This window comes from uncultured Roseibium sp. (assembly GCF_963675095.2).
In the GTDB taxonomy this organism is placed as follows: Bacteria; Pseudomonadota; Alphaproteobacteria; order Rhizobiales; family Stappiaceae; genus Roseibium.
Genome location: NZ_CAXXSJ010000007.1, coordinates 75,009 through 96,807 on the forward strand (window position 1 = coordinate 75,009; position 21,799 = coordinate 96,807).

Consider the following 21,799-nt stretch of genomic DNA (forward strand, 5'->3'; position numbering starts at 1 on the left):
TCAATACTCCTGGTTCAGAGCGTCCGCTGCCGGGATTTCCGTCTCGCGCCTCGCGATATAGGCCAGAAGAGCTTCATCGATTGCCTGGTCCAGCGTGGGTTCTTGATACTCGCGCAGCAGCTTGCGCGCCTGTCCGAGAGCCCGTTCGGTAATTTCAGTGCTTCCCTCGGCCTGCCATTGCTCGATTGAATTGTTGTCAAACATTTCGGGCATGAAGTACGCCCGCTGGAAGTTTTCAAGCGTGTGAGGATGCCCCAGAAAGTGCCCGCCCGGACCGACATCTGTAATCGCATCCAGTCCTTCCTCGAAGTCGTCCCATCGCGGACCTTCCGCCATGCGATAAGCCATTGCACATTGTTCAGCATCGACGATGAACTTCGCTACGGAGCAATGCATTCCCGCTTCATTCCAGCCCGCTGAATGCCAGATATAATTCGCGCCGGAATGCATGACTGCAGAAAGGGTCGTCGCACTCTCATATCCGGCTTGGGCGTCAAATGTTTTGGCTCCGCCCAAAGCACTCGAAGTTCGCCATGGTACATCGTAGAACCTTGCCATCTGGCCGATCATGAAATTCATCTGGCTGATTTCAGGCATACCCGCCATGGGTGCTCCAGACCTCATCGAGACGGTCGAAAGATAGTGCCCATAGATGGCCGGGCAGCCCTTCCGGATGACCTGCGTATAAGCCAGTGCGCTCAGCGCCTCCGCATTGAGCAGCGCCACCGTCGGCGCCACCGAAGCCGGCGTATTGGCTCCACCCAGGACGAAAGGCGAACACAGTACAGGCTGATTGCGCCGGTTGAAGGCGCGCATAGCCCCCAGCATTGTTTCGTCCCAGACCAGAGGTGAGTTGGCGTTGCAGTTTCCCGTGACGACGGGATGAGTTTCCATGAAGTCCGCACCGAACAGGATAGAGCACAAGTCCAGCACATCCTCTGCGTTTCTCGGGCTGCTCGTCATTCCCATGAAGGTCTTGTCGGAATATTTCATCGACGAATATGTAATCTGCAGATGCCTGTGGCTGATCGGATGGTCGTTGGGTTCGACGATATGGTGAGCGGAGGAATGTAGCGCGGGCATCATGTGCGCCAGCTTGTGAAACATAGCCAGATCGTCAAGCGTTGAGCTGCGTCGCACGTCATCAAGGTCGCGCAAGTAGGGGGCGCCCGTCATAGGAATGAACATGGCGTGCTTGCCGCCCAACCGGATATTGCGGTCCGGATTTCTTGCGAAGTAGGTAAACTCGCTTGGGATCGTAGTGATCAACTCTCGGATCAGGCCACGGTCGAGGCGCACCAATTCGCCTTCGACATCGGCGCCGGCCTTGCGCCAATCCTCCAGGGCAATGGGATCGCGGAACACTATTCCCACATTTTCCAGAATCGACATTGAGGCATCATCGATGAGATGAACTTGTTCTTCATTCATGACGTCGCAGACCGGCAGGGAGCTTGTCAGTCCCGGCAACATGCTGAAATCAGTTGCCTCACGTATCGCGCGCCGGGCAGAGCGCCCACCAAACCGACCAGTCTTGCGTAAAGTGTCTTGCATGAAACATCCCTCGTCGGCATAGCCTGATCACGCCGGAATGATGCGCCGCCTATCTCTGAGCGACATCAGCAGCATTTTTGCGACAAGCTGCCTATAGCCATGCAAATATTGTTTCCTCCAGGAATGGTCCCTAGAGGAGCGTGAAATTCATGGAGTTATGAAGGAGATATGGTGAGCCGACAGGGGCTCGAACCCTGGACCTACTGATTAAAAGTCAGTTGCTCTACCAGCTGAGCTATCGGCTCTCACCATTTGTTAACGATCCCGGTTCATCCTTTGTTAGGAATTCAGGGATCGCCCGCTGACGGCATGAGCTGGTATGCCGCTTGCGATGTGGCGAGTGTGTATGCCGAGCCGGAAAAAGTTTCAAGGGGGAAATTCCATAAATTCAGAGGCTGTTTTCACGCCAATTGTAAAAGTCGCCAATGGAAGTTATTCATATGTAATCGTTTTTATGACCCTGCGTTAATAATATGTTGCGCTTTTTGAAAAATCAGGCAGTATACATTTGGTATTTTTCTGACTTGATGTTACCTCCTTTCAAAGTATTCGGTAGTGGTGTTGAAAGTATGGACTAGTATTCTTGACAATGCCAACTGATCACATTTGAGCATTACCGATAGTTGAAAATAAATCGGTTTTGCTGATTAACCACGCGAGACGATCAATGCAGAAGCGGACTATCGAACGGAATCCGGAAACGGTGGAGCTTGAGTTCGTCAAGAGCCACATCGCAGCAACCATGACCCTGATTCACGGTTTGATCGACCAGGGTGTGCTGGATCGGAATCGCCTCGACAGCTTTTTCGCCGGCTTTCTCGACGAGCTGCCGCATACGCGGGACACGCTCGGTCTTCGTTTGGTAATTGATCAATGGCGTCAGGGGCTTACTTCCGGAGAAGATGAAGCCATCCTGCGTCAGACGCTTTTTGAAGTCATCAATGGCGGCAAGTCGGCGAATTGATAATTTTCCAAGGCGCTGCACATAAGTCGCATCAGGCGCTACGTATTTTCTCGACCTTTTCGTCAAAAAAATCGCGGCGAGGGTTTTCTATCCGGTTTCTTTTTGGTTAGCTTTCACCTTCGGATTTATCCGAATGGCCACTTAACGTGCCAATTCATAACGGTGGAGGTTTCCCATGAAAATCACGAGCCTTGCGCTTGGCCTGGCGGTATTCGCCGGTAGCTTCAGCGCTGCTGCAGCCGCCGATCAGAAATTTATTTCGATCGGGACTGGTGGCGTGACCGGCGTTTATTATCCGACCGGCGGCGCGATCTGCCGCCTGGTGAACAAGAACCGCAAGGAGCACGGCATTCGTTGTTCGGTCGAATCGACCGGCGGGTCCGTTTACAACATCAACACGGTTCGGGCCGGTGAACTCGAATTCGGCGTCGCCCAGTCCGACTGGCAGTATCACGCATATAAAGGCACTTCGAAATTCCAGGAACAGGGTCCGTTCGAGAAGGAACGGGCGGTATTTTCCGTCCATCCGGAGCCGTTTACCCTCATTGTCCGCAAGGATACCGGCATCAAGAGCTTCGAAGAGCTGAAGGGCAAGAAGGTCAACGTGGGCAATCCCGGCTCCGGCCAGCGGGCAACCACGGAAGTGGTCATGGACGCCTTCGGCATGACGATGGACGATTTCTCTCTTGCGGCCGAGCTGAAGGGCTCCGAAATGGCCCAGGCTCTGTGTGACGGCAAGATTGACGCGATGATCTACACCATCGGTCACCCGGCAGCCGCCATTACCGAAGCCGCCACCACCTGTGACGTGGAACTCGTTTCCGTCGCCGGAGCACCGATCGACAAGCTGGTTGCGGACAACCCCTACTACCGCACGGCCACCATCCCGGCCGGCATGTACAAGGGAACCGATCAGGACGTCATGACCTTCGGTGTCGGCGCAACCTTCATCACCTCTGCGGATGTGCCCGATGATGTCGTCTACACGGTCGTCAAGGCCGTCTTCGACAACTTCGACGACTTCAAGGCCCTGCATCCCGCCTTCAAGAACCTGAAGGAAGAGGAAATGATCAAGGACGGTCTGTCCGCTCCGCTCCATCCGGGCGCGATCAAGTACTACACGGAACGCGGCTGGATGTAACGGTCGCAAGGAAACGCCGGGCGGTTTTCCTCCCGGCGTTTCTAATTGCTGCGCGCGAACCGGGAATGGCGATTGCGGTTGATGAGGGCGAGAGCCGATCCGCATGTCCCGGCACATGAGTTGAATGGGGATCCGGGGGCTGTCATGTCGGAACAAAAAAGGCAAAACGCGGAAGTCGATGTCGACCTGATGGTCGCGGAAGTGGAAAGCGGCGCGCGATCAGCGGCCGGTTTCGCGGGGAAATTCATTCTTGGGCTGGCCTTCGTCTGGTCGGTGTTCCAGCTTTATATCGCGTCCAACATCCCCTTCATTCTGACAGAGACGCTCGGCGTCAATGTTGTCTTCAACAACCAGGAAGCACGTGAAATCCACCTGGCCTTCGCGCTTGCGCTGGCCATGCTGGCCTATCCCCTGTTCAAGAAAAGCTCACGTCACCATGTGCCGGTGTACGACTGGGCGCTGGCGATCATCGGGGCCGCCTCTTGTCTTTATTTGCTCTATTTCAAGAACGACATCGCAGATCGTGCAGGTCTGCCGACGACCGCCGACCTGGTCTTTTCCACGCTCGGCATGTTGAGCCTGGGCATCGCTGTTTTCCGGGCGCTTGGCCTGCCGCTGGTCATCGTCGCGTCCGTTTTCGTCTTCTACGTCTTTTTCGGCCATCTTTCGGTCATGCCGGATGCGATCCAGTGGAAGGGGGCCTCCTTCGGCAAGGCCATGTGGCATTTCTGGATGCAAACGGAAGGTGTCTTCGGCGTCGCGCTTGGCGTCTCCGCCTCCATGATTTTCCTGTTCGTCCTGTTCGGATCATTGTTGGAAAAGGCCGGGGCCGGTAACTACTTCATCAAACTGGCCTTTGCCCTACTCGGGCATTTGCGGGGCGGACCGGCAAAGGCAGCGGTGGTCGCCTCTGCGCTCTCCGGACTGTATTCCGGCTCCTCGATCGCCAATGTGGTGACCACCGGAACCTTCACGATCCCCTTGATGAAACGCACCGGCTTCAAACCGGAAAAGGCGGGCGCCGTCGAAGTCGCTTCCTCGACCAACGGGCAGTTGACACCGCCGGTCATGGGGGCCGCGGCCTTCCTGATTTCCGAGTTCACCGGCGTCGCCTATCCGGTGCTGATCAAGCACGCCCTTCTGCCAGCGCTGATTTCCTATATTGCGCTCGTCTATATCGTTCATCTCGAAGCGCTGAAGCTCGGCCTGAAGGGGCTGCAGAAACCACCGGCAACCATGACCCTGGCTCGAAAATTGTCAGGCGTTCTGCTTGGTTTCATTCTGATGGCCGTGCTTGCCTCCGCCGTCTATTACGGTCTTGGTTGGATCAAGGTTGTCTTTCCGAACATGACCTTTGCCACGGCATCGCTCCTGTTTCTTCTGGCCTATCTTGTCCTGCTGATCGTTGCCGCCCGGCATCCGGACCTGGAGATGGACGACCCCAATGCACCGATGGACGTACTGCCTCGGGCATGGGACGTGGCGGTGACCGGGTTCTACTATCTTCTGCCGATCGTCATTCTGATCTGGTGCATCCTGATCGAGCGGCTGTCGCCGACCCTCTCCGCCTATTGGGCGACGGTTGCCATGATCCTCATCGTTTTGACGCAAAGGCCATTGAAGACGGTTTTCCGCCAGGGAGGCAATCTCACTTCTGACTTTTCGAATGGGTGGCGTGACTTCATCGATGGCATGATTGCCGGCGCCCGAAACATGATCGCGATCGGGGTTGCCACAGGGGCAGCCGGCGTGATTGTCGGAACCGTCTCACTCACCGGGGCGCACCAGGTCGTCGGCGAGTTCGTCGAATACCTGTCCGGCGGAAACCTGATGGCGATGCTGTTTCTGGTTGCCCTGATGAGCCTCATCCTCGGAATGGGCCTGCCGACAACCGCAAACTACATCGTGGTGTCATCGCTGATGGCACCGGTGATCGTATCGGTCGGAGCTCAGAGTGGACTGATCGTGCCGTTGGTTGCCGTTCACCTGTTCGTCTTCTATTTCGGGATTCTGGCCGACGACACGCCGCCGGTCGGACTGGCGGCCTTTGCCGCTGCCGCCATCTCGAGAGGCGATCCGATCAAGACCGGTATCCAGGGCTTCACCTACGATATCCGGACCGCGCTGCTGCCGTTCCTGTTCATTTTCAACACGGAATTGCTGCTGATCGATGTCGGCCCGGCCAAGGCCGTGTTTATCTTCATCGTTGCAGTCGTCGCGATGATGCTGTTCGCGGCCGCCACGCAGGGCTATTTCTTTGCCAAAAGCCGCATCTGGGAATCCGTTGGCCTTCTTCTTATAGCCTTCACGCTGTTCCGGCCCGGGTTCTGGCTCGACTATGTTCAGCCGCCTTTTGACGAACGTCCGGGTACGGAAATCGCGGCTCTCGCCGAAAAAGAACCTGACGGCGCAACGCTCAGGATCGTTCTGCGGGGACCGGATTACAAGGATACGGACAAAATCGACTATCTCACGATCCTTCTGCCCTTAGGGGACAAGGCTGACGGCGTCAGCCGGCTGGAGAAGATCGGGGTGGTCGTGAATGAGGACAACGGCAAGGCGTTGCTGGACGAGCCGTTCCCCGGCAAATGGCTTGACCTGAAGACCAATGGACAGTTCGACTATTATGCGGATACGCCGGTCGAAATTGAAAAGGTCGAAATCGAAGCATCGCGGGTTGCCAAGGAGATCTTCTATATTCCGGCTCTTCTGCTGCTCGGTCTCATCGTCTTCCTGCAACGGCGCCGCACCACGGTTCCGGCATTCTGACGGGGAGAGGGAAAATGTATAAATCTATTCTGGTTCCGATTGATCTGAGCGAAGAAAGCTCCTGGCGCAAATCCCTGCCGTCCGCAATCGCCATGGCCCGCACCTTCGGCACGGACCTTCATGTCGTCACCGTCGTACCCGACTTCGGACGGTCCATCGTTGGTGGATATTTTCCCGAAGGTTTCGAAGCACAGGCGCTTGAGAAGACCTCTGAAATGCTCAAGGAATTCCTTGGGCAGACTGTGCCTGGCGATATCGCCTGCAAGGGACATGTCGCGCACGGGACTATCTACGAGGAGATCAACAAGGTCGCCGACAAACTCGGTTGCGATCTGATCGTTTTGGCGTCTCACCGGCCGGAACTGAAGGATTATCTTCTGGGTCCGAATGCCGCCCGGGTGGTGCGCCATGCCCGGCAAACAGTGATGGTTGTCCGCGAATAATCCAAGCCTTATCACCTCGGCTGCGACGACGCGCCTCTCGTAAAGGTGAGGCGACTGTGTCTTTGTGCCTCGCTTATAGATGCATGGGTCGTTATTGAGTCCCTTCACAAAAGCTGGGTAAGAGAGTTCAAATGCTGGAACACGTTACGATACTGGGCGCATTCTTCGCGGGGATTTTGTCATTCGTCTCCCCCTGCGTTCTGCCCCTGGTGCCGCCTTATCTCGGGTTTCTAGCCGGCGTCTCGATGGAGGAACTGACCGGCAAAGCGGATGAAAAGTCCGCGTCCCTGAGGGTCTTCACGGCCGCCCTGGCATTCGTCGCGGGATTTTCGACAGTCTTTGTCATTCTCGGCGCCAGCGCCAGTTTCATCGGGCAATTCGTTACCCAGTATATCGAAGTTCTCGGCTACGTAGCCGGGGTTTTGATCATCATCATGGGGCTGCACTTCCTCGGCGTGTTCCGCATTGGGCTTCTGTATCGGGAAGCCCGCGTCCATGTTGAACGCAAGCCTGCCGGCCTCATCGGCGCCTATCTGATCGGATTGGCCTTTGCCTTCGGTTGGACCCCATGCGTCGGTCCGATCCTGTCGGCGATCCTGTTTGTGGCAGGCTCCGAGGCTACGGTCGGCAGGGGCGCCATTTTGCTCAGTGCCTATGCGCTCGGTCTCGGCATTCCCTTCCTGCTTGCCGCGGTGTTCGCCGGCCCGTTCATCCATGCCATGAGCAAGTTCCGCAGGTACATGGGAATTGTCGAAAAGGTAATGGGCGGCGTTCTCGTCCTGACCGGTATCATGTTCCTGACCGGACAGTTCGCGACGTTGTCCTACTGGCTTCTCGAAACCTTCCCGGTCTTTTCCCAGATCGGTTGAGCCGCGCCTGTCGATAGTGCTGAAGCCGGTATGCGGTTTCCTTCAGCCTCAGTTGGCTTTGGATATTTCAAGTTCGGGGAGGGGCATGCCTATATAAAGCGCAGGATGGCACGTGCCGGTAACCTCAAGAAGCCTGAGACAGGCTACCGCCGCATTGGCCGCATTTCCGAAAGGACCGACAAGAAGTGCGTAAGTCTCGTCCAGATCGGACTTCGAGATAATCGGCCTCAGGTCCTTCATCCGTTCCTCATTCTGCTCCTCAAACCTGTTCCAGGCTTCGGCGGCCTTCTCGGCTGTCGCGTATCGCCCGACAACCGCGCCGAAATCGGAATGATTGATGAGCGAGGTGCCGGCCCCTGTCGAGCGGCCAACTGGTTTGCTGGGCGTGATCAGCGGTGGTTTTATGTCTTCTGCGACAGGCGTGTCCGTTGGTGTGATGGAGCCGGTCGTGATCGGATCGGGGCCCGGTTTGGGAAGTTCGGCAATACGGACCGGTTCAAAAACGCGAACGGGCCGTTTCGGCTCCTGCGTGCCGGCAATCGCCGCTTGTCCGCTATTTTGCAGTTTCATCCGCATAGCCGCATCATTGCCCGCCATGGTTTCCGGTGCGGGAACGGATTCGATCCGCTTTTGGACCGCCTTGTCGCTGATCTCTTCCGGCTTGCCAGCCTTTTTCAACGGCGCGGCAGGAGCCGCCGCTGCGGATTTGTCGTCAGAAGAGGCTTTGGCAGAGGTCACTTTTCCCGGTACCGGTGCCGGGTGCATGGCTTTGGCTTTTGCCGAGCTATCGGCGTCGGCCACGATGCCTTGCGCCAGTTCTTCTTCCAGCGCGGCGATCCGGCGCGAATAGGAAACGTTCTGTTCAGCGAGGGCGCTAAGGCGCCTGCGTAAGGCCACAACCTCGCGCTGCAGGGTCTCAATCTGGGACGTATTGATCTCGTCGGCGCCTGTCGCAACCCTCCCATTGACCGTTGGCATGAGCCCGATCTGGTTGCCGCCGGTGCCGGTTCCGATGGACGCGGTGGTTGTCACGTCGCCACCGGGTGGCAGGATCTGGCCGTATATAGCTGACGGGCGACCGAGCTCCGTTTCCCGGCCGAATTTCAGGGATGCAAACCCAACGCTGCCAAACAGAATTGCTGCAAATGCCCATGACAAAAGGGACAGCCGCTGAAGGGTCAGCGTCTCCTTGACGACCTGCCTGGTCGATGTCTTGGCCCGTTTTTCAGGCAACTGGAGATCCCAAGGTAGTAAGCATGCGAATCTGACGAACGATATTCCATCAGACCGCAATTATAGTTAACGGACAAGAAAGGCCTTCCGGAGATCAGACAGATCTTTCAATGTCCTGTGGATCGGGGCATACAGGCGGAACGAAGCGGACCGATAGCAAGGGTATTTCCTGATGACGAAGCGCAATTGTCTATCCATCGTGCTGGCTGCCGGCCTTGGCACCCGCATGCGCTCGGACTTGCCCAAGGTCATGCATCCCATCGGAAACTTGCCTCTGATCGGCCATGTGTTGAAGGTATTGAAGGAAGCCTCGTCGGATCGGGTCGCAGTTGTCGTCGGTCCTGGAATGGAGGACCTGGAAAAGCTGGTGAAAACCCTGGCCCCGGAAGCAGGCTGCCATGTTCAGATGGACCGTCTTGGAACCGCCCATGCCGCACTGGCGGCCCGCGCTGCCCTGGAAGAACCGGCCGACGACGTACTGGTGCTTTTCGGCGACACGCCCCTGATTACGCCGATGTCCGTCGAAACCGTCCGTAATGCATTGGCCGAAGGCGCCGATGTGGCGGTTCTGGGTTTCGAGGCCGGCAATCCTTTTGGATATGGACGCCTGCTCATCAGGAACGGAGTTCTTGAGGCAATACGCGAAGAAAAAGATGCAACTGACGAGGAACGTGAAGTTTCTTTCTGCAACTCAGGCATCATGGGTTTCCGCGGTTCAATCGTTCGCGAGTTGCTGGAGTCGATCGGAAACGACAATGCGAACGGCGAATATTACCTGACCGATGCGGTTGAGATCGCCAACGCAAACGGCCTCAAGGTCATCGCGGTCGCAGCAGATGAGGAAGATGTCCAGGGGATCAACACCCGGGCGCAGCTTGCCGGTTGTGAAGCTATTTTCCAGAAGCGGATGCGCGTTGCCGCAATGGAATCGGGAGTGACCCTGCAGGCGCCCGAAACCGTGTTTTTCTCTCACGACACGATCCTGGAACCGGATGTGACCGTGGAACCGAACGTGGTCTTCGGTCCCGGCGTGACCATCGCGTCCGGAGCCCGGATCCGGGCCTTCAGCCATCTGGAAGGTGCGACCGTCGGCGCGGGAAGCATCGTCGGCCCCTATGCGCGGCTGCGGCCAGGCGCCGAGCTCTCTGAAAACGTCCACATCGGCAATTTCGTGGAAGTCAAGAACGCGACCGTCGGTTCCGGCGCCAAGGCCAATCACCTGGCCTATATCGGCGATGCCAGTGTCGGAGAGGGCAGCAACATCGGAGCAGGAACGATCACCTGCAACTATGACGGTTTCGGCAAGCACAGAACCGAAATCGGAGCGGGAAGTTTCATCGGCTCCAACTCCACGCTCGTTGCACCGGTCATCCTTGGCGATGGGGTTTATGTCGGCGCCGGCAGCGTGGTGACCGAAAACGCGGAACCGGATTCGCTGGTCATCGGACGAGGCCGCCAGGTGGTCAAGCCGGGCAGGGCGGCAGAGATCCGGGCTCGTTTCAAGGCTGCCAAACAGGCTAAAACCAAAACCTGATCAACAGGCTTAGGCAATTCTCAAGCTTCTCCTGTCACGAACTGAAACAGGGTTTGATTTCAATCCCCTGTCCGGCGTCGTCTAAACATTTCGCGTCGAATCCGGTTTGAAAAAAGGTACATTGCATGTGCGGAATTGTCGGTATTCTCGGAAAAACAGATGTAGCTCCGCGCCTCGTGGATGCGTTGAAACGGCTTGAATATCGCGGTTACGATTCCGCAGGTTTGGCAACACTGGTGAATGGAAAACTTGTCCGGCGGCGCGCGGAAGGAAAACTACGCAACCTGGAAGCCCTGCTGGAAAGAAGCCCGCTGGCGGGCACGTCCGGCATCGGCCATACCCGTTGGGCAACCCACGGCGCTCCGACGACTGCGAATGCGCATCCCCACCAGGCCGGTGGAGTTGCGATCGTTCACAACGGCATCATCGAAAACTATCTGGAACTGCGCGACGAGATCGCGACCAACGGTGCGCGGACCGAGACAGAAACCGATACCGAAGTGGTCGCTCATCTGGTGAATATCGAGCGGGAGAAGGGAAAGTCTCCGCAAGAGGCGGTCGCAGCTGTCCTGCCGCGTCTGAAAGGGGCCTTTTCCCTTGCCTTCCTGTTCGAAGGCGAAGAGGACCTGATGATCGGGGCGCGCAAAGGTTCGCCCCTGGCCGTCGGCCACGGAGAAGGCGAAATGTACTTCGGGTCCGACGCCATCGCGCTGTCCCCGTTTACCGACCGGGTCACTTATCTGGATGAAGGCGACTGGGCGGTCATCACCCGTGAAAGTGTCAAGGTTTTCGATCACGAAAACAACGAAGTAGAACGTCCTATGTCTCGCTCTACCGTCACGGCCGTGCTGATGGACAAGGGCAACTACCGCCACTTCATGGCCAAGGAAATCCATGAACAGCCGGAAGTGATCGGGCATACCCTGTCGCGGTATGTGGATCTCGCTGCGAAGAAAGCGAATGTTCAGGGGATCGAGGCCGCCGATTTCGCCAATCTGAACCGTCTCGTGATTACCGCCTGCGGGACCGCTTTCTACGCCGGACTGGTCGCAAAATACTGGTTTGAGAAATACGCTCGGCTACCGGTCGAAATCGATATTGCCTCGGAATTCCGCTATCGGGAGACCCCGATCAACAAGGGCGATTTTGCCCTGTTTATTTCCCAGTCGGGGGAAACCGCCGATACGCTTGCGTCCCTCCGTTATTGCCGCGCCCATGGGGCGGTCATCGGCGCCGTGGTCAATGTGCCCGAAAGCACCATCGCCCGCGAGTCGGATGTGATCTTCCAGACCATTGCCGGTCCGGAAGTCGGTGTCGCGTCGACCAAGGCGTTCACTTGTCAGCTCGCCGTTCTAGCCACGCTCGCGATCCAGGCCGGCCGCATCCGCGGAGTTCTGACAGCCGAGCGCGAAGCGGAACTGATCGAGGGTTTGGCCGCCGTTCCCGGCCTTGCCGTACAAGCCCTGAAACAGGAAGTCGCCATCGAACGGTTGTCGCAACCGCTTTCCCGGACGACCAATGCGCTTTATCTCGGCCGGGGAACGAACTTCCCCCTAGCCCTGGAAGGGGCCCTGAAGCTGAAGGAATTGTCCTACATCCATGCGGAAGGTTACGCAGCTGGCGAGTTGAAACACGGGCCAATCGCCCTGATTGATGAGAACATTCCGGTATTCGTAATCGCTCCCCACGACGGGATCTACGAAAAGACCGTCTCGAACATGCAGGAAGTGGCGGCGCGCGGCGGTAATATTGTCCTGATTACCGACGAAAAAGGGGCCGCGGAATGCGGTAATTCAGCCGGCAAAATCGTGGTCATGCCGGATGTCCCCGAGATCGCCGCCCCGATCATCTACGCCCTGCCTGTCCAGCTCATTGCCTATCATACGGCCGTCTTCATGGGCACGGATGTGGATCAGCCGCGGAACCTGGCCAAATCGGTGACGGTCGAGTAATGCCGGTTCCAAAGAACTATTCCATTGTCGAATTCCAGGAACAATACCGCAAACCGGTCATCGCCCTGTGGCAGGCTTGCGGCCTGACCCGGGCCTGGAACGATCCGGACAAGGACATCGACCGCAAGTTGACCGATCGCAACGGCGGTTTCTTCGTCATGCTTTTCCGAGATCCGGCTACAGAGAACGACACGGTTATCGGGTCCGTCATGGCCGGTTACGATGGCCATCGCGGTGCGATCTACTATCTCAGCATTTCGCCCGAGCATCAGGGCTCCGGATGTGGCCGGCAACTTATGAGCCATTGCGAAGCGTATCTGATCGATCTGGGCTGCCCGAAAATTAATCTGTTCGTCCGCAAGGACAATGAACAGGCTTCCGCCTTTTACGAAGGGTTGGGCTATACCCTCGAAACCAGTCTGGCCTTCGGCAAGCGCCTGATCCCGGACGACTGAGACCGAAGTTTAGGATCCTGTACCTGTCCCGGCCACCGACGGACGTGTTCCCACGTAGAGCCCGCAGGCCACCATGAACACCCCGACAACGACGGCAAGCCAGGGTTTGGGATGAGCCGCCCATAAAAAGACCAGAAAACCGAAAGCCATACCGGAGAGCGCGTAGATTTTCGCCTTCACGGGCACAACACCGTGCTCACGCCAATTCCGGACCGGCGGACCGTAGCGCGGATGTTCCAGGATCCGTTTTTCCAGCTCCGGCGAAGACCGCGCGAATGCAGCCGCCGCCAGGATGAAAAAGATCGTCGTCGGCATGATCGGCAGAAAAATACCGACAACGCCGGCAGCCACGCAGCCGAACCCGAGGAGCTTGAAGGTGGTGCGCCTCAAGGGGCTGCCTCCGTTTCGTGCAGTCGATCGCGCGGATCGCGCAAAATTAATCCAGCTACGGGATACCGCAGCGCACTTAAAACAACTATGTAGTGGACTTGGAAAAGAATTGCGACGGTTTCGTCGTATCAAGAGGTGTCCATAATGACGCGCGATAGCTCAAGGGAAGACATTCCGGCGGGCGGCCACAAGGGCCGGGCTACGACCCGCCTGCGGAACTATTTCCTGACTGGCCTTGTCATCGCGGGTCCGATCGGAATTACCCTTTGGTTGACATGGACTTTCATCCAGTGGGTCGATGGCTGGGTGAAGCCTTTCGTGCCGAAGGTCTATAACCCCGACACCTATCTGCCTTTCCCGGTTCCCGGGTTCGGCCTGATCGTTGCGATCGTCCTGCTGACGATCGTCGGCTTCGTAACCGCGAATTTCGCCGGGCGCAGCCTGTTGTCCTTCGGGGAATCCGTTGTCGGGCGGATGCCGCTGGTGCGCAACATCTACAGCGGATTGAAGCAGATCTTCGAAACCGTGCTCGATGAGCGGGGAAGCAGCTTCACCAAGGCGGCCCTGATCGAATATCCGCGTAAAGGTTTGTGGGCGATCGTCTTCATCTCGACGCAGACCAAAGGCGAAGTCGCGCGCCGTTTGAGCGACAAGGCCGATCTTGTCTCGGTATTCCTGCCGACGACACCGAACCCGACCTCCGGTTTTCTGCTGTTTGTTCCTCGCGAAGACGTCATCGAACTCAAGATGTCTGTTGAGGATGCGGCCAAGCTGGTGATTTCTGCCGGTCTGGTCAATCCGTCCTCTCCGGAGATCCTGGACGATTTGATGGAAAAGAAGGCGGATCAGACAAGTATTTCCAAGACGCCAGCCGACGCGCCTCGCGAAGACGCGTAAGCGCACACTAGAGCATATCCATAGAATGTTGGTTCATTTGATGCCGGAAAGCAATTCACTCGGCAAGGCGCGACGCGAAGGGCGATGCGGTGCATCGTTCAAGCGGCGCAACGCTGCCGATGGGCTGCTTTCCGGCACCCGAAGGGCCGGTCTCTTTTGTCCGCTGACTGCGTTGGCTCGCACTTATGGTGGGTTAACACCACGGCGCGCAAGCCGCCTTGTCAGCAGACAAAAGCGCTCCGGTCAAATGATCCAGCATTCTATGGATATGCTCTAGCCAGCCCGTAATAAGCGGATCGCTTCGTCGCGACCGAACAGATACAGCAGACAGCGGAGCGCATCGCCCCGGTTTCCCTCTAATTCAGGATCGGTCTCCAGGATTAGTCGTGCATCGTCGCGCGCCGTCTCCATGAGATCCGCATGGTGCTCCACCTGAGCGATCCGGAAGCCAGGCGTCCCGGACTGGCGCGTGCCGAGGATTTCACCGCCGCCGCGCAGTTTCAGATCTTCCTCGGCGATCAGGAAGCCGTCGTTGGTCTCCCGCATGATATTGAGACGCGCCTGAGCCGTTTCTCCAAGCGGTCCCTTGAACAGCAGGACACAGGAGGATGGTTTGTCGCCACGGCCGACCCGGCCGCGAAGCTGGTGAAGCTGGGCAAGGCCAAACCGTTCCGCATGCTCGATGACCATGATGGTCGCGTCCGGGACATCGACACCGACCTCGATCACTGTGGTCGCCACCAGAACCCGGGTTTCCCCAGCCTTGAAGGCGCTCATGGCGGCATCCTTTTCATCCGCGCTCATGCGGCCGTGAACAAGGGATACCCGTTGGCGGAGCATCTGTTCCAGCACCCGGTGCCGGTCTTCCACCGCGGCGAGGTCGATCTTTTCGGATTCTTCGACCAGCGGGCACACCCAATAGGCTTTTTGCCCTTCGCGGACGGCCGCACCGATACGGTCCATGATCTCGTCCAGCCGGTCGAGGGAAGCCGACACCGTCTTGATCGGCTTCCGGCCCGCCGGCTTGTCCGTCAGCCGGGAGACGTCCATATCGCCAAAGCAGGTCAGAACCAGCGTGCGCGGGATCGGCGTCGCGGTCATGACAAGCACATCAACGCCCTTGCCCTTGGCAGACAGCGCCAGCCGCTGATGAACGCCAAAGCGGTGCTGCTCGTCGACGACCACCAGACCGAGATCCTTGAACGTCACCGATCCCTGAAACAGGGCATGGGTTCCGACGGCCAGATCGATTTCGCCGGCATCCAGCTTCTCCTGGGTAAGCCGGCGCTGCTTCTGGCTGTCTTTTCCGGTCAAAAGGGCGATGCGAATTCCGGCCTTTTCGCAAAGCGGGACCATGGACGCAAAATGCTGGCGCGCCAGGATTTCCGTCGGCGCCATGATCGCTCCTTGCGCACCGCACTCGATGACTTGCGCAAGGGCGGCCAGGGCCACGACGGTCTTGCCGGAGCCGACGTCCCCCTGCAGCAGCCTGAGCATGCGCACCGGCTCCGCGAGGTCCCCGTTGATTTCGACAATCGCTGTTCTTTGGCTTTCGGTGAGCTGGAAGGGCAGGGCGGCGATCACTTCCCTTTGCAGGCGGCCTTCAGGCTTGCGTGCAATTCCTCCCAGGTGGCGCATGCTGGCACGCACCAGTGCCAGGGCCAATTGGCTCGCCAGGAGTTCGTCATAGGCAAGGCGCTGCACGTAAGGCCCTTCGGGGGAAATGTCTGACTGTTCCTGCGGGTGATGAATGGTCTTGATCGCGTCTGCGAAATCAGGCCACTGGGTTTGCCGCAGATAGGCATCGTCGAGCCATTCCGGCAGCGTCGGCACCCGCTCGGCGGCGGCCTTGATCGCCTTTTGCAATGTTTTTGACGCCACCCCCGCCGTCAGCGGATAGATCGGTTCCACCGGCGGCATGGCGGCCGCTTCCTCGGGCTTCAAAACATAATCGGGGTGCACCATCTGCGGGCGCTCGTTGAACCAGTCGACCTTGCCGGACACAATCCGCCGTTCGCCTTCCGGGAACATCTTTTCCAGCCAGTCCCGGTGAGGATGGAAAAACACGAAGGTGATCGATCCGGTGTCGTCGGACGCCAGGATGCGGTAGGGCGCCTTGCCGTGGCGCGGACCGGGCATATGCCGGTCAATCATCACATCGAGGGTGACGATGTCGCCGTTTTCGGAATAGGCGATCCCCGGCTTGTGACGCCGGTCGATCACGTTCTGCGGCAGATGGAACAGGAGATCGGCAATCGTGGCCTCCCGGTCAGGATGGGACGTGACCAGGGAAGACACCAGTTTCGAAATCTTCGGTCCGATTCCCGGCAAGGATGAGACCGGGGCAAACAGGGGATCGAGAACCGAAGGACGCATGATGGGACGATGGCTTCCTGACGAGGACGGACAAGTTGTTCTTGTGCCACGAAGCATGACTTGTTCGCAATGTGGGACAGGAACGCTGACAGGGACGTTCTGCGACGCTATATAGCGGCCAGCGATACCGCACAGGCCACTCCTGCCGGCTAATCCGCCGGCGACAGCGAACGGGTTTCACGATGAGCGAACTTCAAACCGATCAGGGTGCTCCGGAAAGGGATAACCGGCGCAAGAAGATCCTGTTCCGCTGCTGTCACCGGGGCATCAAGGAGATGGATCTGCTGCTTGGCGGCTTCGCCAAAGCACAGATCGATGACCTGAATGACGACGAACTGACCGAACTCGAACGTCTGCTCAACGAGAACGATCATGATCTTTATGCCTGGATAACCGGCAGAACCCCTTTGCCGGAAGAACAGGACGGTCCTCTCTATCGTCGTATCATCTCCTATTGCGAAGACGCGATCGAAGCCGGCATTCCGCTGAATTGACAAGACCTATCCGAGGAAGACGCACGTGTTTGAAAGCCTGCTGAAAGACCAGGCCAACGTTACCCTTGCCAGCGTGCCCGACGGGGCCGAAAGCTATGCGATTGCGCGCATTTTGGCGGAAAGCGACCGGAAAGGCCTGGCACTGGTCTTCGTCGCCCGCGATGCCACGCGCATGCAGATGGTCGCCGAAGCCCTGCGGTTCTTCGATCCCAATATCCAGACCCTGCAGCTGCCCGCCTGGGACTGTCTTCCCTATGACCGTGTTTCCCCGAATCCGGCCATCAGTGCACGCCGGTTGCTCGCTCTCGGCGCACTTGCCCATGGATTGCCTGAAGACCGCCCGACCGTCCTTCTGATAACGCTGAACGCAGCCCTCCAGCGCATGCCCGAGCGGAGCTGGATGGCGAAGCAGACCTTTGCCATGGCACCCGGCAACCGGGTCGACATGGCGGACATTTCCGCTTGGTTGGAAATGAACGGCTTTTCGCGGACGCCGACCGTGCGCGAAACCGGTGAATATGCCGTGCGTGGCGGCATTGTCGACCTGTTCACGCCCGGGTCCGAGGAACCGGTGCGGCTCGATTTCTTCGGCGATACGCTGGAATCGATCCGCTCGTTTGATCCGGAAACCCAGAGGACCTCGAAACAGCTCAAGCGGCTCGATCTTGTTCCCATGAGCGAAGTGGTCCTGACCGAAGATGCGATCTCCCGCTTCCGCCGTGCCTACCTCTCCAGTTTCGGCGCCGCGAGCCGGGACGATGTACTCTACCAGTCGATCAGTGACGGCCGCCGATATGCGGGCATGGAACACTGGCTGCCTCTGTTTCACGAAAAGCTGGAGACCCTGTTCGATTACATTGGCGACACACCGCTGGTTCTTGATACCTCGGCCGGGGATGCCATTCGGGAGCGTCTGGACCAGATCGGCGAGCACTACAGTGCCCGTCAGGAAGCGCGCGAGGCCGGCGGTTCCGCCGGTACCGTGCCTTACATGCCGGTTGCCCCGGACGAGATCTATCTCACCCAGGACGAATGGACCGCAAGCGTCGCCGATACGGCAAGCGCGGCCATGGATCCGTTCCTTCCGCCGCCAGGGCAGGGCAAGCAGGTCGTCGATCTGGCCGGCCGTCAGGGCCGGTCCTTTGCCGCGGAACGGGCCGCAGGTGACGTCAACATCTTCGATGCGCTGATCACCCACGTCAAAACCCTGCAGAAGGATGGCAAGCGGACGGTGATTGCCTGCTGGTCCGACGGTTCACGCGACCGACTCGGCCAGATCCTGGGAGATCACGGGCTCGGCGCGACACAGGACATCGAAACCCTCGCCGATGCCCGCCAACTTCCTGAAAAGACCACGGCGCTTTGCGTCCTTGGGATCGAACACGGGTTCGAACTCGCCGACATCGCCTTCATTGGCGAACAAGACATCCTCGGCGACCGCCTTGTACGCAAGAGCCGGCGCAAGGCCAAGGGCGCCAATGTCATCACCGAGGCGACCGGCCTCGCGGAAGGCGATCTGGTCGTCCACGTGGAGCACGGGATCGGCCGGTTCATCGGCCTGAAGACCATCGAGGCCGTCGGCGCACCGCACGACTGCCTGGAACTGCAGTATCACGGCGGTGACAAGCTGTATCTGCCGGTGGAGAATATCGAGCTCCTGTCACGTTACGGCTCCGATGAATCCGACACCCAACTCGACAAGTTGGGCGGCGGCGCCTGGCAGGCCCGCAAGGCCAAGCTGAAGAAGCGCATTCTCGAGATTGCCGACGGCCTGATCAAGACTGCGGCCGCCCGTGCGCTGAAAACCGCACCCGTCGTCGAAACGCCGGAAGGCGTCTATGACGAATTCGCCTCCCGTTTTCCTTATGAGGAGACGGACGATCAGCTCACGGCCATCGACTCCGTCTTCGACGATCTTGCCTCCGGGCGGCCGATGGACCGTCTCGTCTGCGGCGACGTCGGTTTCGGCAAGACCGAGGTGGCGCTCCGCGCGGCTTTTGTCGCTGCCATGTCCGGCCGGCAGGTCGCCGTCGTCGTGCCGACCACGCTTCTGGCCCGCCAGCACTTTAAGACCTTTTCGGAACGCTTCCACGGCCTGCCGATCAACGTGGCCCATGCCTCACGTCTCGTCCCAGCGAAGGAGCTGAGCAAGACCAAGGCAGGAATTACCGACGGCTCGGTCGATATCGTCGTCGGTACCCATGCACTGTTGGGTAAATCAATCAAGTTCCGGGATCTCGGCCTGCTGATCATCGATGAGGAGCAGCATTTTGGGGTCAAGCACAAGGAACGGCTGAAAGAACTGAAGTCCGACATCCATGTGCTGACCCTGTCGGCAACGCCGATCCCGCGCACGCTGCAGCTGGCCCTGACCGGCGTCCGCGAATTGTCGCTGATCGCGACGCCGCCGGTCGACCGCCTGGCTGTGCGGACCTTCGTTTCACCGTTCGATCCGCTGGTGGTGCGCGAGGCGCTTCTGCGCGAGCATTTTCGCGGCGGCCAGAGCTTCTACGTTTGCCCCCGGGTATCCGACCTTGCCGAAACCAAGGCCTTCCTGGACGACAACGTCCCGGAACTGAAGGTCGCGGTTGCCCACGGGCAGATGCCGCCGGGCGAACTGGAAGATGTGATGAACGCCTTCTACGAAGGCAAGTACAACGTCCTTCTGTCGACCACGATCGTGGAATCCGGTCTGGACATTCCGACGGCCAATACCCTGATCGTGCACCGGGCCGACATGTTCGGCCTTTCCCAGCTGTATCAGCTCCGCGGCCGGGTCGGGCGGTCCAAAACCCGCGCCTATGCCCTGTTCACGGTCCCGGCCAACAAGATGCTGACCACGACCGCTGAACGGCGCCTTAAGGTGCTGCAGTCGCTGGAAACCCTCGGCGCCGGCTTCCAGCTTGCCAGCCACGATCTCGATATCCGCGGGGCAGGCAACCTGCTTGGAGAGGAGCAATCCGGCCACATCAAGGAAGTCGGCTTCGAGCTTTACCAGCAGATGCTGGAAGAAGCCGTTGCCCAGCTCAAGGACGGCGGCGCGGATCTCGGCGAGGAACACTGGTCGCCGCAGATCAATATCGGCACGCCGGTCCTGATCCCGGAAGACTATGTACCCGACCTGCAACTGCGTCTGCAGCTTTACCGGCGTCTCGGCGATCTGACCGAGGCGGAGGAAATCGATGCCTTCGGTGCGGAAATGATCGACCGTTTCGGATCGCTGCCCGAGGAAGTCGGCCACCTGTTGAAAATCGTCTTCATCAAGGGCCTGTGCCGCAAGGCGAACGTGGAGAAGGTCGACGCCGGACCGAAGGGCATCGTCATAACCTTCCGCAACAACGAATTCGCCAATCCGGCAGCCCTCGTCGGCTATATTTCGGAGCAGGGCGTTCTGGCCAAGATCCGTCCGGACCAGAAGATCGTGCTTACCCGCGACTGGGAGAAGACCGACGACCGGCTCAAGGGAACCGCAACGGTCCTGACCAAGCTGTCACGGCTGGCGGCGGCGTAGGTGATTTAGCGATTCAGGCGATCGGTTCAGGTCCAGGACTTGGACTGATCCCAGCCTTCTTCTCCGATCAGCGGCACGAAACAGACGCCGCCGAGGTCTTCTTCTTCGAATTCTTCCTCACTGGTCCGGGTAACCCGGACCAGCCGCTGGTTCCAGGAAGAGGGGCCGACAGGAACAACAAGGCGACCGCCTATCTTGAGCTGGTGTTTCAGGTGCTCCGGGACTACGGGGCCGCCGGCGGTCACCACGATACCGTCGTAGGGCGCGTCATCCTCGTATCCCAGCGTGCCGTCGCCGCAGATCACCTTGATTTCCTCGTATCCCGCGGCCTTCAGGTTTTCGCGCGACAGCGCAACGAGCTCTTCGATCCGTTCGATCGTGACCACCTTTGCGCCGACTTCCTGCAGAACCGCAGCCGCATAACCGCAGCCGGTTCCGATTTCCAGAACGTTCTCGCCCCTCTGAGTTTTAGCGCTTCGGTCATCAGCGCAACGATATAGGGCTGGGAAATGGTCTGGCCCTCGCCAATCGGCAGGGGACGGTCTTCATAGGCGCTGTAGATGTGCGACGGGTTGACGAAAAGGTGCCGGCGGACCGTCCGCATAGCCTCCAACGTCTTCGGATCACGCACACCACGGTCGGCGATTTGCTCCTCGACCATGCGCAACCGTTCGCTCTTGAACTTTTCTTCCAGGTGCTTCCCGGCCATCGGCACTCGACCTCCCGGATCCCGTTCTCCTATAGGGACTATAAATCCACATATGAGCTGAAGGAAATGATCGGCAGTGAGAATGGGTGATAATACGCGCATTCCAGGCGATTGGCGGCTTCAGCAATATGCCGGAGGCTGGTTCGTAACGTCTATTCGATCCACGATCGGCGGAAGTTTATTGAAGTCATAAAGGGACTGTTAAGCCTGGTTGCGGCATCCTGCTGGAAAGAGGCCCGCAGTACAGAGTTCAAGGTCCCAACGTGTCCGCTACCACACGTCAGCGCAAGCAATCCTTCATTCGCCGTTTGATCATTCCGGTCGTGGCCCTGTCGGTCCTGACCTATTTCGGTTTTCATGCTCTCAACGGCGAGTTGGGACTGGTTGGCCGCGCGCGGATCGAACATCAGATCGGCGATCTGGAGAAGCAACTGGAGGTTCTGGTTGCCGAGCGAAGGGTACTTGTCGCAAAGGTCAGCCTGTTGCGTCCGGAAAGTCTGAATCCGGA

The 21,799-nt window shown here is 58.6% G+C and carries 16 protein-coding genes, 1 tRNA gene and 1 pseudogene; 12 read left to right on the top strand and 6 right to left on the bottom strand.

The features are described 5' to 3' along the window. Entirely contained in the window at positions 1-1,554 is a 1,554-nt protein-coding gene (locus ABIN98_RS03605) for a trimethylamine methyltransferase family protein (protein ID WP_346907479.1), read from the bottom strand. A 169-nt stretch (positions 1,555-1,723) separates the two neighbouring features. Continuing rightward, positions 1,724-1,799: transfer RNA gene (locus ABIN98_RS03610), tRNA-Lys, on the bottom strand. Positions 1,800-2,257: 458 nt separating this feature from the next. Between ABIN98_RS03610 and ABIN98_RS03615 the strand changes: the two genes are divergently transcribed. From ABIN98_RS03615 to ABIN98_RS03635, 5 genes are all read left to right on the top strand, one after another. Then, positions 2,258-2,518 (top strand): hypothetical protein, encoded by a 261-nt coding sequence (locus ABIN98_RS03615; protein ID WP_346907481.1) that lies wholly within the window; start codon positions 2,258-2,260, stop codon positions 2,516-2,518. A 175-nt stretch (positions 2,519-2,693) separates the two neighbouring features. After that, entirely contained in the window at positions 2,694-3,659 is a 966-nt protein-coding gene (locus tag ABIN98_RS03620) for a TAXI family TRAP transporter solute-binding subunit (protein ID WP_346907483.1), read from the top strand. Between the two features lie 144 nt (positions 3,660-3,803). Continuing rightward, positions 3,804-6,428 (top strand): TRAP transporter permease, encoded by a 2,625-nt coding sequence (locus ABIN98_RS03625; RefSeq protein WP_346907485.1) that lies wholly within the window; start codon positions 3,804-3,806, stop codon positions 6,426-6,428. Between the two features lie 14 nt (positions 6,429-6,442). Beyond that, complete coding sequence (locus tag ABIN98_RS03630) at positions 6,443-6,871, top strand: universal stress protein (protein ID WP_346907486.1); 429 nt, start codon at positions 6,443-6,445, stop codon at positions 6,869-6,871. 131 nt (positions 6,872-7,002) lie between these two features. Continuing rightward, complete coding sequence (locus ABIN98_RS03635) at positions 7,003-7,740, top strand: cytochrome c biogenesis protein CcdA (protein WP_346907488.1); 738 nt, start codon at positions 7,003-7,005, stop codon at positions 7,738-7,740. Between the two features lie 48 nt (positions 7,741-7,788). Here ABIN98_RS03635 and ABIN98_RS03640 read toward each other — a convergent pair whose 3' ends face one another. After that, complete coding sequence (locus ABIN98_RS03640; protein ID WP_346907490.1) at positions 7,789-8,973, bottom strand: hypothetical protein; 1,185 nt, start codon at positions 8,971-8,973, stop codon at positions 7,789-7,791. A 172-nt stretch (positions 8,974-9,145) separates the two neighbouring features. On the opposite strand from ABIN98_RS03640, the gene glmU reads away from it, so the two are divergent. The 3 genes from glmU to ABIN98_RS03655 all read left to right on the top strand — a co-directional run bounded on the left by glmU (position 9,146) and on the right by ABIN98_RS03655 (position 12,914). Continuing rightward, the gene (glmU, locus tag ABIN98_RS03645) at positions 9,146-10,507 is read left to right on the top strand and encodes a bifunctional UDP-N-acetylglucosamine diphosphorylase/glucosamine-1-phosphate N-acetyltransferase GlmU (RefSeq protein ID WP_346907492.1); all 1,362 of its coding nucleotides are present in this window, start codon (positions 9,146-9,148) and stop codon (positions 10,505-10,507) included. A gap of 125 nt (positions 10,508-10,632) precedes the next feature. Further along, on the top strand, positions 10,633-12,459 hold the full coding sequence (gene glmS / locus ABIN98_RS03650) for a glutamine--fructose-6-phosphate transaminase (isomerizing) (RefSeq protein ID WP_346907494.1): 1,827 nt from the start codon (positions 10,633-10,635) through the stop codon (positions 12,457-12,459). Continuing rightward, positions 12,459-12,914, top strand: a complete 456-nt coding sequence (locus tag ABIN98_RS03655) for a GNAT family acetyltransferase (protein ID WP_346907496.1) — start codon at positions 12,459-12,461, stop codon at positions 12,912-12,914. The genes glmS and ABIN98_RS03655 overlap by 1 nt, the downstream gene beginning before the upstream one ends. A gap of 9 nt (positions 12,915-12,923) precedes the next feature. Here the strand turns inward: ABIN98_RS03655 and ABIN98_RS03660 are convergent, their stop codons facing one another. Next, entirely contained in the window at positions 12,924-13,304 is a 381-nt protein-coding gene (locus ABIN98_RS03660; protein ID WP_346907497.1) for a YbaN family protein, read from the bottom strand. A 144-nt stretch (positions 13,305-13,448) separates the two neighbouring features. Here ABIN98_RS03660 and ABIN98_RS03665 point away from each other — a divergent pair, with 144 nt between their 5' ends. Further along, on the top strand, positions 13,449-14,201 hold the full coding sequence (locus ABIN98_RS03665) for a DUF502 domain-containing protein (RefSeq protein ID WP_346907498.1): 753 nt from the start codon (positions 13,449-13,451) through the stop codon (positions 14,199-14,201). 273 nt (positions 14,202-14,474) lie between these two features. On the opposite strand, the gene recG is transcribed toward ABIN98_RS03665, so the two are convergent. Further along, positions 14,475-16,577, bottom strand: coding sequence for an ATP-dependent DNA helicase RecG (gene recG / locus ABIN98_RS03670; protein ID WP_346907499.1), 2,103 nt, complete (start codon positions 16,575-16,577; stop codon positions 14,475-14,477). A gap of 182 nt (positions 16,578-16,759) precedes the next feature. On the opposite strand from recG, the gene ABIN98_RS03675 reads away from it, so the two are divergent. Then, positions 16,760-17,071, top strand: a complete 312-nt coding sequence (locus ABIN98_RS03675) for a succinate dehydrogenase assembly factor 2 (protein WP_346907501.1) — start codon at positions 16,760-16,762, stop codon at positions 17,069-17,071. Positions 17,072-17,096: 25 nt separating this feature from the next. Beyond that, positions 17,097-20,582, top strand: a complete 3,486-nt coding sequence (gene mfd, locus ABIN98_RS03680; protein WP_346907503.1) for a transcription-repair coupling factor — start codon at positions 17,097-17,099, stop codon at positions 20,580-20,582. Between the two features lie 26 nt (positions 20,583-20,608). On the opposite strand, the pseudogene ABIN98_RS03685 reads toward mfd, so the two are convergent. Then, a pseudogene (locus tag ABIN98_RS03685) lies at positions 20,609-21,393 on the bottom strand (protein-L-isoaspartate(D-aspartate) O-methyltransferase). A gap of 161 nt (positions 21,394-21,554) precedes the next feature. Between ABIN98_RS03685 and ABIN98_RS03690 the strand changes: the two are divergent. Beyond that, a partial coding sequence (locus ABIN98_RS03690; protein ID WP_346907507.1) for a septum formation initiator family protein occupies positions 21,555-21,799 on the top strand: 245 nt, incomplete at its 3' end.